Genomic DNA, 11105 nt, shown 5'->3' with positions numbered 1-11105 from the left:
GGTGGAGGGGCGCTGGTCGGCGTCGTATCCCCAGCTCTTGCGGGCGACGCCGAAGTTGGTCCAGGTGTCGGTGAAGTGGGTGGCTTCGCTGAGGACTTGGTATCCCATGTACTCGGCGAAGGACTCGTTGAGCCAGATGTCGTCCCACCAGGCGAGGGTGACGAGGTCGCCGAACCACATGTGGGCCATTTCGTGGGCGATGACCATGCCGCGGGTCTGGCGCTCGGTGTCGGTGACGGCGGAGCGGTAGACGAATTCGTCGCGGAAGGTGACGAGTCCGGGGTTCTCCATGGCGCCGGCGTTGAATTCGGGGACGAACGCCTGGTCATAGGAGTCGAAGGGATAGGGCTCGTCGAAGAGCTGGTGGTAGCGGTCGTAGCAGCGGCGGGTGATGTCGAGGATCTCGTCGGCGTCGGCGTTGAGGTACGGCGCGAGGGAGCGGCGGCAGTGGATGCCGAACGGGAGGCCGGCGTGCTCGGTGCGGACGGAGTGCCAGGGGCCGGCGGCGACGGCGACCAGGTAGGTGCTGATGGGCGGCGTGGGCGCGAGGGTCCAGTGGCCTTCGGGGGCGCGGGTCTCGCGGGAGTTGCCGAGGACGGTCCAGCCGTCGGGGGCGGTGACGGTGAGGGCGAAGACGGCCTTGAGGTCGGGCTGGTCGAAGGCGGGGAAGACGCGCTGGACGTCTTCCATGAACAGCTGGGTGTAGACGTAGGTCTCGCCGTCGGCGGGGTCGGTGAAGCGGTGCATGCCTTCGCCGGTGCGGGAGTAACGCATGGTGGCTTCGACGCGCAGCTCGTGCTCGCCGGGGGTGAGGCCGGTGAGCGGGAAGTGGTTGTCCTGCAGGTCGGCGGGGTCGAGGGGTCGGCCGTCGAGGGTGATGCTGTGCAGATGGTCGGGCTTGAGGTCGAGGAAGGTGTCGCCCGAAGTACGCGCGCTGAAGCGGATGGCCGCGCGGGTGGTGAAGTGCTCCTCGCCGGTGGTGAGGTCGAGGTCGATGTCGTAGCGGTGGACGTCGAGGATGCGGGCTCGGGTTTGCGCTTCGTCGCGCGTCAATGCGGGCATGGCGTCATGCTGCCGCAGGTCGGCGGCTCCGCGCATCCATGCCTCCGAGCCTGTGGATAACTCGGCCGGCCGCGGCGGTGGCGGGGCTTTGCGGCGGCTCGTGACCTGGCCGGAAGCGGTCGGCGTGAGGTGGTGACGGCTGGGTTCCGCCGTGGCCGGAACCGCGCCCGGCGGCCGGAACCGTTAAGTGGCGCGGCTTCTCAGTACTAAGATTTCCGGAAGATCACGGCCGGATGCCCGGCCCGAGGGGCGAGCCCGGGGAGGGTGCCGAGATGGCGAGGAAGACGGCGGCGCGGGACGCGGTGGCCGGCATCATCGAGGACTGGCGCCGGGAGCGGCCGGAGCTGGACACCTCGCCGCTGGAGGTGCTGGCGCGGCTGCACCGTACGTTCCTGCGGTACAGCGCGAAGCTGACGGCTTCGGTGGAGTCGCACGGCCTGTCGGTGGCCGGGTTCGATGTGCTGACGGCGTTGCGCAGGGCGGGTAAGCCGTACCGGCGCACGGCGGGCCAGCTGGCCGATTCGGGGCTGATCTCGTCGGCGGGCGTGACGCTGCGGATCGACCGGCTGGAGAAGGACGGCCTGATCGTGCGGGAGCGGGACCCGGAGGACCGGCGGGTGGTGCGGTCGCGGCTGACGGAGGAGGGCCTGGCCAAGATCGACGCGTTGTTCGCCGAGCATCTGGAGAACGAGCGGCGGATGCTGGCCGGCCTCTCCCCCGCCGAGTGCCGTCAGCTGGCGCGGCTGCTGTCGAAGCTGGAGCGGTCGATCACGGAGTCGGGTGCGGCGGAGCCGGACTCGTCGTCCGGGGCCTGACCGGCGGCTCTTCGGCGGCGGGCGGTCCGGGCCGGAGCAGGAGCCAGGCCCCGCAGATCAACGTGATGGCCTGGGCGCCGATCAGCAGCGCGTATCCGGCGCCGAAGCTGTGGCCGCCGCCGAGGGCGATGGCGGCACCCATGGCGGTGGGCATGAAGGCGGAGACGAGGTTGCCGACGCCGTTGACCACTCCGTAGGCGCTGCCGACCGTGCCGACCGGTGCGTGCCGCTGTACGAGGGTGGGGATGGCCGGGCCCTGCAGGCCCCAGAAGCCGCCCGCCAGGACGAGTCCGGTGGCGGCGAGCCAGGCGGCGTCCGCGGTGATGACGAGCAGGACGCAGCTCCCGGTGCCGAGCGCGCCGACAACGAAGAGCAGGGGCAGCCTGCGGGCGGGCAGCTTGTCGATGAGGTAGCCACCGAGGAAGCCGGAGGCCAGGCTCATCAGGAAGGGCAGCGCGGAGACGGCGCCCATCTGGGCGAGGGAGAAGTGGCGTTCCTGGAGGAGATACGCCGGCAGCCAGGAGCTGCTCCCCCACAGGTAGGCCAGGGTGGCGATCTCGATGAGCAGGATGCAGCCGAGGCGCGGGGTGCGCAGGGCTTCGCGCAGGGTGGCCACGACGCCGCGCCGCGCTCCCGTGGGCGCACTCTCCTGACCGGTCCGGCCCTCCCCCGTGCGGCCCGGTCCCCGTCCCCGTATGAAGAGCGCGATCAGCGGCAGCCCGATGGCGGCGTTCAGGAGCGCGAGGAGCACGAAGGACGTGTGCCAGTCGTAGCGGTGGACGAGGTAGGTGATCAGGGGCAGCCCGACGGCGGTGCCCAGGGAGACGCCCATGGAGCTGACCGCGTTGGGCCTGCCCACCTCGTGCGGCGCGAAGTGCTCCTTCACGTACATCGTCTTGAGCGAGAACAGCGGCCCTTCGGACACGCCCAGCAGAAAACGGAGGACGATGAACATCAGGGCGCCGAGCGCGTACGGGGAGAGCAGGGTGAGCGCTGCCCACAGGCCGACGCTCACCAGAAGGCCGCGCCGCGCCCCCAGGGCGGATTCGTACAGCGGGGTGAGGAAGAAGGCGGCGAGTCCGTACCCGATGAGGAAGACGGTCATCAGGGCGCCCTGGAGGACGCGGTCGCCGGTCATGCCGAAGTGGTCGGTGAAGGCGCGGTCGGTGATCAGTACGGAGACGTTGACGCGGTCGACGTAGGAGATCAGGACGACCGCGAGCAGGGTGAGGACGCCCGCCCACCGCCGCGGGGAGGCCGTGGCGATGGGCGGTGCGGCGGTCGGCGCCACGGTGTCAGCCGCCGGCGGGGGCGGTGGCTGCGGCGGGCTCCGGGGAGGCGAGCGCGGCGGCCTGCTGTTCGGCCGCGGACCGGTACAGGCGGCGCAGCCGTACGACGCCGAGGTCGTGCTGGTAGAGGTTCTCGGCCTGGTCGGCGTCGTGCGGCATGGCCTCCAGCATGACGCGGTCCTGTTCGAGCACCTCCCAGTGCCGCTTCTCGATGAGCGTGCGGTACAGGAAGCGCCAGGTGTCGCGCTGCCAGCCCGTGACCTTGCGGTAGCGCCAGAAGAAGACGCCGCTGCGGTGCTCGTCCACGGGGCAGATCATGCCGACGATCCCGAAGGGGCCGCCGGGGCCGGCGGAGGGCGGGTACGGGATCGACAGGTCGACCCAGTCGATACCGGTGCGGCACAGTTCGACCCAGTCGAAGTTGACGCCGCGCTGGTCGGTCTTCTCGAAGAAGTATCCGCGGTCGGTCTCCCGGATGCGGAACTTGGCGGTGGTGTCGCCGTCGAACATCGTGTGCGACTCGTGGTGCAGGAACTGTCCGTGCATCGGGTCGAGGAGGTTCTCCATGCCGAACCGCCAGGGCACGTTCCACTCCGCGTAGCAGAGGATCGCCTCGGTACCGGGGTCGGTGAGCGGTTCGGGGAGGGTCAGTTCGCACGGCTCCGGGTGCTGCTCGTCGCCGAAGTACGCGAGGATCGCGCCGCCGACCTCGTGTACGGGGAGGCTGGTGACGAGCTTCTTGCCCTCCAGGTTGCAGCCGGGCAGGCCCGGTACGGAGGAGACCGTGCCGTCGCCCTCGACCTCGACGCCGTGGTACCAGCAGGCCACGCGGTCACCGAGGTGCTTGCCGAGGGAGAGCCGGGCGCCCCGGTGGGGGCAGCGGTCGGCGAGCATGTGGAGGGTGCCGTCGGCGCGGCGGAAGAGGAGCCAGTCCTCTCCGAGGGCGGTGACCTTGCGCATGCCTCCGGGGGCGACGAAGTGGGACGGCACTACGGGGTGCCACTGGTTGCGCAGCCCGGTGGCGTAGATGTGGTCGGCGGTGACGGTGGTGCCGGCCTTGGTGTGGGTGAGGGTCATGTCAGGCTCCCAGGCGGTGCATCTCGGCGCGGAAGGTGTCCTCGGTCCAGGGGGCGCCGTCGGGGGCGTGCACCTGCCGGGAGTTGAGGCCGCGGACGACGTCGGCCAGCTCGTGGCCTTCCTTGGTGAAGACCTCTTCGAGGGTCGCGGCGAGCTTGTACTCGTACGGGGTGGGCTCGTGCGTACGGGACTGGTGGACGTCCAGGTACGGCCAGGGGGTCATCGGTGCCTCCGGTGTCTACAAGGCGAGCGGGGTGGCTTACAGGTCCAGGACGAGGCGGTCGGAGGCACAGCGCGAGACGCAGATCATCATGGTCGCGTTCGCCGCGTGCTCGGCCTCGCTGAGGAGGAAGTCGCGGTGGTCGGGGACGCCTTCGAGGACGCGGGTCTCGCAACTGCCGCAGATGCCGTCGCGGCAGGAGCTCTCGGCCTGCAGGCCGGCGGCCTCGGCGGCTTCGAGGATCGAGGTGTCGGCGCCGACGCTGAGCGTCATTCCGGAGCGGCGGCACTCGACTTCGAAGGCGCTGTCGTCGCCACTGCGCTCCACGATGGGCGCGGCGAAGCGCTCCACCCGGAGCTGTGCGGCGGGGCAGCGGTCCTCGACGGCGGCGAGCAGCGGCTCGGGGCCGCAGCAATACACGAGGGTGCGGTCGTCGAGACCGCTCAGGGCGGCGTCGAGGTCGATGTGGCCGTGTTCGTCCTGGGGGTGGAGGACGAGTTCGCCGCTTCCTTGGGTGGCGAGGTCGGCGAGTTCGCTGCCGAAGGCCATCGAGGCGCGGCTCCGGCCCCCGTGGACGAGCCGCCAGGGCACGCCCTTACGGGTGGCCTCGCGGGCCATGGCCAGCAGCGGGGTGATGCCGATGCCGCCCGCGATGAACAGGTACGCGGGCGCGTCGGCGAGCGCGAAGTGGTTGCGGGGGCCGACGGCGGTGACGGTCTGTCCGGGGCGCAGCTGGGTGTGGACGAAGCGGGAACCTCCGCGGGAGGCCGGTTCGTTGAGGACACCGAGGCGGTAGCGCGTGGTGTCGAGGGGGTCGCCGCACAGGGAGTACTGCCGAGTGTGGCCGCCTACGTGCAGGTCGAGGTGGGCGCCGGGCTGCCAGGCGGGCAGTGGCTTGCCCTCGGGGTGGACGAGGTCGACGGAGAGTACGCCGTCGGCTTCCCAGGTCATGCGGTGGACGAGCAGGTCGAGGCGGGGCTCGGCGGCCGTGGCCTGGTCGGGGGTGCCCGGCTGGGGGTCGTTGCTGGTCATGGCGTCGGCCTCCTCACGCGGTGGGGATCTTGACGGGCGGGGTGAACGGGTTCTTCATCGGGCCGAGCGCGTCGAGGTCGACCTCGACGAGGGTGGGGCCGCCGGAGGCGACGGCCTCGGTGAGGACGGGCGCCGCGTCGGCCTCGGCGGCGATCCGGGCGTACGGCAGGCCGCAGGCGCGGGCCAGGAGGGAGAAGTCGGGGGTGGTGAGGTCCACTCCGGAGCGGCGCTCGCTGTAGCGGTCCTGCATGTTGCGGAGCACGCCGTAACCGCCGTCGTTGAAGACGAGGAGGGTGAGAGCAGGCCGCTCCTGGGCAAGCGTGAGGAGCTCCCCGAGGTGCACGGCGAGGCCACCGTCACCGGCCATGACGACGGTCGGTACGTCCGGCCGCGCGAGTGCGGCGCCGAGGCCCATGCCCAGGCCCTGGCCGATGCCGCCGCCGCGCGGGAAGACGTTGTCGCGCGGGTCGTAGATCTCCAGCAGGCGGTTGCCCCAGCTGCTGGAGGGGATGGTGACGTCGCGGGCGATGACGGCGCGGCGCGGCAGGGCGGCGCGCAGCGCGTCGCAGACGGCGGCCTGCGGCCCGATGCCGTCGTGCAGGGCAGCGCGTACCTCCTCGCCTACGGAGGCGACGCGGGCGGTCCAGCCGGGCTCGGCGCTGCCGGTCGCGGGGCCGTCGCCGGGCGCCGGCGGCGCCTCGGGCAGGCGGGCGAGCAGCGCACCGAGTACGGCGTCGGCGTCACCGTGCAGCGCGTGCTGCGCCGGGTAGACGCGCCCCAGGGCGGCAGCGTCGATGTCGATCTGAAGGTGCGCTTCGGGCAGGGCGAGGGAGTAGTCGCCGGTCTCGTTGGAGCGGAAGTGGGTGCCGATGGTGAGCAGGACGTCGGCGTCGGAGAGCAGGGAGCGGCCCGCCGGTGTGGTGGCGAAGTTGCCGATGACCTGCGGGTGGTCCTCGGGGACAGCGCCGCGGCCGGAGTTGGAGGTGAACAGTCCGGCGCCGGTGCGCGCCAGAAGCTGGGCAAGCCGGTCCCCGGCCCCGCACGCGCCGCCTCCCGCCCAGATCAGCGGCCTGCGGGCGCCGGCCAGCAGCCGTGCGGCGGCGTCGAGTTCGGCCGCCTCCGGGTGCGCCGTCTCCGGGGGCGTCACGGTGACGTGCTCGTCCTGCTGCGGCGCGTACTGCAGGTCGATCGGCCACTCCACGCTCGCCGGGCCGCCCGGTGCGCGCAGGGCTGCGCGCGCTGCTTCTCGTAGGACGCGTCCCGCTGCGTCCGTAGAGGGCACAGTCGCCGCGTACGTGGAGACAGCGCGCAACATGGCGAGCTGGTCCTTGGTCTCGTGGATGAAGCCGCGGCCGCTGCCGAGGTACTGGCTCTCGATCTGGCCGGTGACGTGCAGGACGGCAGTGCCGGCGCTGAGCGCTTCGATGAGCGACCCGGCGGCGTTGCCGGCACCCGTACCGGTGGACGTGAGGGCGCAGCCTATGGAGCCGCGGGCACGTCCGTAGGCGTCGGCGGCGTTCACCGCGGTGGCTTCGTGGCGTACGGGCACGAAGCGCAGCTCACGGTCGACGGCTTCGACGAGCGGCAGGTTGTGGACGCTGACGATGCCGAACACGGTGTCGATGCCGAGTTCGCGCAGGACGGCGACGAGGAGGTCGCCTCCGGTGGGATGGTGCGTCATGGAGGCTCCTCAGAGGATGCCGCGGCCGACTCCGCCGCAGACGTCGATGCTGGTTCCGGTGATGTAGGAGGCGCGCGGCGAGAGGAGGGCCAGTACCGCGTAGGCGACTTCCTCGGCGCGGCCGAGGCGGCCGAGGGCGATGCCGCGGTCGGCGGCCAGTTCGGCCTGCCACTCCTCGTAGCTGAGCCCGCTGTCGGCGGCGGCGTGCCGGCGTGTCCACTGTCCGGTGTCGATCAGGCCGAGGCACACGGAGTTGACGCGGATGCCGTCGGGGGCGAGTTCCCGGGCGAGGTTGGCCGAGAGGTTGAGGATGCCGGCGCGGGCGGCGCTGGTGGTGATGAGGCGGGGTTCGGGCTGCTTGGCCAGTACGGCGTTGATGTTGACGATGCCGGCGGCGTCGGAGGCGCGCAGGTGCGGAAGGGCGGCGTGCAGCGGGTTGAGTACGCCGGCGAACTTCAGCTCCAGTTCGTCGCGCCAGTCCTCCTCCGTGGTCTCCGCGAGGCGCTTCATACGGGACTGCCCGGCGTTGTTGACCAGGCCGTCCAGGGCGCCGAAGTGGTCGGCGGCGCGGGTCACGAAGTCGCGTACGGCGGTGGCGTCCCGTACGTCGCAGACGCCGGTCAGCAGCCGGTCGGTGCCTGCTCCGAGGCGGGCCGCTGCCTTGTCGAGACGGTCGGCGTCGCGGCCGCAGGTGGCGACGCGTGCGCCTTCGGCCAGGAGGGCGCGGACCGTGGCCAGGCCGACGCCCGAGCTGCCGCCGGTGACCAGTACGGTGCGGTCGGCGAGGCCCAGGTCCATGGGATGTTCCTTCGGTGGTGGTGAGCGGTGCGGGGTGCCCGAGGGAGCGCCCGGTGGTGGCCGCGCGGGCCGGCGCGCCGGGCGGGTTGATCAGTGCATGGTGAAGCCGCCGTTGACGGCGATCACCTGTCCTGTGAGGTAGCGGGATTCCTCGCCGAGCAGGAAGGCGACGATGCCGGTGAGGTCGTCCGGCTGCTGGGTCCGGGAGATGGCCCGGTTGAGCCGGTAGAGCTCGTGGCGCTCCGCGGGCACGTTCTCGGTCGCCTCGCACTCGGTGATGCCGGGCGCGACGGCGTTGACGGTGATGCCGCGATCGCCCAGCTCACGGGCCATCGCGCGGGTGAGGGCGATGACGGCCCCCTTGGAGGCGATGTAGTGGGCCAGCCGCGGGGAACCGTACAGAGCGGCGTCCGACGCGAGGTTGACGATGCGGCCGCCGCCCGCGGCGAGGAGCTGGGGCAGCAGGGCTCGGGCGACGAGCCACGGCCCGCGGGCGTTGACCGTCATGATGCGGTCCCAGGCGTCGATGCCGATGTCCTGGAATTCCTTGCCGCCCACGCCGTTGGCGAGGCCGGCGTTGTTGACCAGGCCGTGCAGCGGTCCCAGCTCGGCGACCCGCTCCGCCATCGCCGCGACCGAATCCGGGTCGGCGACGTCGCACGGGACGAAGTGGGCGTCGCGGCCTTCGGCGCGCAGCTCGTCGGCCACCCGCGTGCCCCGCTCGGGGTCGAGTTCGGCGAGCACGACGCGGTGTCCGTCCGCGGCGGCCCGGCGGGCCATGGCCTCCCCCAGGCCACGGCCGGCGCCGGTGATGACGACGGTGCGCATCAGTCGCGGGTGACGCCGTGCATCGGCGAGTGCTCGGGGTAGGTGGGGATCTGCGGCTTCTGCGTGCCGATGACGACGCAGAAGAGGGCGTCGGTGTCGCCCTCGTTCTTGAGGGACCGGGCCACACCGGCCGGCACGACGATCATGTCGCGGTATCCGAGCGTGCGGTACTCGACCTCGTCCTTGCCGCGGTGGATGCCGACCCTGACCTGGCCCTCCAGGACGAAGAACGCCTCTTCGACGTCGTGGTGGGTGTGCTCGGGGCCCTCGGCGCCGGGCGGCAGCAGCATGTTGGAGAAGGTGAAGCCGCCGGACGGCAGGACGCGGTTGTCGCCTTCGTGGTTACCCGTGGCGCCGGAGCCGACGTACCGGATCTGGGCACGCCGGTACTGGTCACCGGCCTTGGACTGGAACGCCAGGGTGTCCCAGTCGGGCTCGCGGGAGTCCTTGGTGGCGATCAGGGAGTCGGTGTAGCGGGCCAGGTCGCCGCCGTTGTCGTACTCGGTGGTGGTGATGGGCATGATGTTCCGTCCTTTAGTCGTATTAATGGGCGGGGCTGTGGACAGTCCTCAGCCGGCTTCGGCAATTCCTGCTGAAATTCGGAGGTGGGCAAGGACCCACGCGTCGAAGGCATCGGGCTGTTCCTGGTTCGCGAGGTGACCGGCGTCCTTGACGATCACGTACACGGAGGAATGGAGGTCTGCTGTGAGCGTCTGGCTCGCTTCGATACCGGTGACCCGGTCCTGGTCACCGCAGAGCACCAAGGTGGGCGCCGTGACGGCGGCGAGGTCGGCGATACGCAGGTCGGTGGCGGCCATCGACTCGGTGGCGTAGCGGTAGCCGGGGAGCCGCAGGGAGCGCGCCATGGTGTCGGTGACGCGCTGGACGAGAGCGTCGGGAGCGGCTTCGGAGACCAGGCGGGGGCCGCGCCGTTCGGCGAAGGCACGGGGGCCGGCTTCGGCCAGCTCGTCCGCCCGGGCTCGCATCGCTTCCGCCTTCGCCGGGTCGGCCCCCGAGCCGGCACTGGAATCGGCGACGATCAGAGAGGAGACGAGTTCGGGGTGGCGGGCGGCGAGCCGCACGGCGATGACGCCGCCCCAGGAGACTCCGAGCACATGAGCGCGGCCGCCACGCTGCCGGATGAGGGCGGCGGCGGTATCGGCGAAGTCGTCGAGCGTGAACGGACCCGCCGGGTCGGCCGACTTGGCGTAGCCCGGCGCGTCCCAGGCCACCACGCGCACGTACCGGCTCAACGTGGCGAGCTGCGACGCGAACGCGGCGGAGGAGGACCCGATCCCGTGCAGACACAGCAGTACAGGACCGCTGTCGCCGGCTTCCTCGACGTGCAGGTCGGCGAGGTCGTAAGGAGACGACGCGGAGGATGCGGACGACATGGAGGATGCGGACGACCCGATGGCCCCGGAGGACTCGGAAGACGCGGACGAGAAAGACGAGGGAGAGGAAGGGAGAGAGGGATGAGCGGTGCGGCCGGTCATAGGATCTGCCCCCTCCGCCCGGCGAGGGCGCCGAGGCTGCGCAGCACCGCGTACGGCACGACCTGGCTGGTGGCGGGGTTGCCGGGGTCGGGGAGGTGCTGCACTTCGAAGCGGTAGACACCGTGGCTGCCGGACGCCTCGATGACGTGCCGGGTGTGCCGGGCCGCCGGGTCGGCGACGACATGGACGCGTACGGCATCCAGATCGCCGACGGCCAGCGCGACGGAGGCGGCGACGTTGGTGGACTTGGGGAACTTCACCGGCACGTCGCGGGCGGTGCCGCGCATGACCTCGACCGGCCCGGTGGCCGTGCGCATCCGGTGCAGCAAGTCCTCGTCCATCCACGGCTGTTCGAGGGTGCCGGGCAGCTTGGTGGTGGTGAGGGTGACGTCGGCGAGCGGGCCGAGGGAGCGTACGGCCTGCAGCAGGTCGAGGCCGCCGACGGCACCACCGGTGAAGTACACCCGCCCAGGGCCGGCGGCGAGCAGAGCGGAGGCGAGGTCCTCGTCGGTGAGCGCACCGGTGGAGGCGACGAGGAGGTCGGTACCGGAGCGCAGGACGCGTTCGCCCCACTCGCGGACGACGCTCTGACCCGCCGCTTCGACGATGAGGTCGCAGTGGTCGAGGGCGTCCTCGAAGGAGAGCTGAGGTACGGGGGCGTCGCCGAGAGCACGGTTGTCGACGATGCAGATCAGCTCGGCGCCGGGGACGTTCCCCTCGGCGAGCGCGGTGCCCACGATGCGGCCGATGGCGCCCCAGCCGACGAGGCCGACCTTGCGGGAGGTGGGGGGCGTGATGGGTGCCGGG

The 11105-nt window shown here is 71.7% G+C and carries 12 protein-coding genes; 1 reads left to right on the top strand and 11 read right to left on the bottom strand.

All coding sequences use genetic code 11. The features are described 5' to 3' along the window. Positions 1-1062 (bottom strand): M1 family metallopeptidase (locus tag CCS38_RS33515; RefSeq protein ID WP_263302860.1); only part of this gene is annotated, 1062 nt, incomplete at its 3' end. Positions 1063-1334: 272 nt separating this feature from the next. Here CCS38_RS33515 and CCS38_RS33510 point away from each other — a divergent pair. Continuing rightward, positions 1335-1877, top strand: a complete 543-nt coding sequence (locus CCS38_RS33510; RefSeq protein WP_030256278.1) for a MarR family winged helix-turn-helix transcriptional regulator — start codon at positions 1335-1337, stop codon at positions 1875-1877. Here the strand turns inward: CCS38_RS33510 and CCS38_RS33505 are convergent. The 10 genes from CCS38_RS33505 to CCS38_RS33460 form a co-directional block, all read right to left on the bottom strand. Continuing rightward, complete coding sequence (locus CCS38_RS33505) at positions 1831-3168, bottom strand: MFS transporter (protein ID WP_223737193.1); 1338 nt, start codon at positions 3166-3168, stop codon at positions 1831-1833. The two genes, CCS38_RS33510 and CCS38_RS33505, sit on opposite strands and share 47 nt — an antisense overlap. 4 nt (positions 3169-3172) lie before the next feature. Continuing rightward, entirely contained in the window at positions 3173-4243 is a 1071-nt protein-coding gene (locus tag CCS38_RS33500; RefSeq protein WP_223737192.1) for a Rieske 2Fe-2S domain-containing protein, read from the bottom strand. A 1-nt stretch (position 4244) separates the two neighbouring features. Continuing rightward, the gene (locus CCS38_RS33495; RefSeq protein WP_030256285.1) at positions 4245-4466 is read right to left on the bottom strand and encodes a recombinase-like helix-turn-helix domain-containing protein; all 222 of its coding nucleotides are present in this window, start codon (positions 4464-4466) and stop codon (positions 4245-4247) included. A gap of 36 nt (positions 4467-4502) precedes the next feature. After that, positions 4503-5495, bottom strand: coding sequence for a PDR/VanB family oxidoreductase (locus tag CCS38_RS33490; RefSeq protein ID WP_223737191.1), 993 nt, complete (start codon positions 5493-5495; stop codon positions 4503-4505). A gap of 13 nt (positions 5496-5508) precedes the next feature. Next, complete coding sequence (locus CCS38_RS33485) at positions 5509-7176, bottom strand: thiamine pyrophosphate-binding protein (protein ID WP_223737190.1); 1668 nt, start codon at positions 7174-7176, stop codon at positions 5509-5511. A gap of 9 nt (positions 7177-7185) precedes the next feature. Then, a complete protein-coding gene (locus CCS38_RS33480) occupies positions 7186-7974 on the bottom strand; it encodes an SDR family oxidoreductase (RefSeq protein WP_223737189.1) in 789 nt (262 codons plus the stop codon). A 90-nt stretch (positions 7975-8064) separates the two neighbouring features. Then, positions 8065-8802: an SDR family oxidoreductase gene (locus tag CCS38_RS33475; protein ID WP_223737187.1), complete on the bottom strand. Its 738-nt coding sequence runs from the start codon at positions 8800-8802 to the stop codon at positions 8065-8067. Beyond that, positions 8802-9323, bottom strand: coding sequence for a cupin domain-containing protein (locus tag CCS38_RS33470; protein WP_223737185.1), 522 nt, complete (start codon positions 9321-9323; stop codon positions 8802-8804). The genes CCS38_RS33475 and CCS38_RS33470 overlap by 1 nt, the downstream gene beginning before the upstream one ends. A 48-nt stretch (positions 9324-9371) precedes the next feature. Then, a complete protein-coding gene (locus tag CCS38_RS33465; RefSeq protein ID WP_223737184.1) occupies positions 9372-10196 on the bottom strand; it encodes an alpha/beta fold hydrolase in 825 nt (274 codons plus the stop codon). Between the two features lie 98 nt (positions 10197-10294). Then, a complete protein-coding gene (locus CCS38_RS33460) occupies positions 10295-11095 on the bottom strand; it encodes an aspartate dehydrogenase domain-containing protein (protein ID WP_223737194.1) in 801 nt (266 codons plus the stop codon). Between the last annotated feature and the right edge of the window lie 10 nt (positions 11096-11105).

This window comes from Streptomyces purpurogeneiscleroticus (assembly GCF_020024005.1).
Classification (GTDB): domain Bacteria; phylum Actinomycetota; class Actinomycetes; order Streptomycetales; family Streptomycetaceae; genus Streptomyces; species Streptomyces purpurogeneiscleroticus.
The sequence above is the reverse complement of the archived record's forward strand: the minus strand, read 5'-3'. Positions and strand labels throughout refer to the sequence as shown.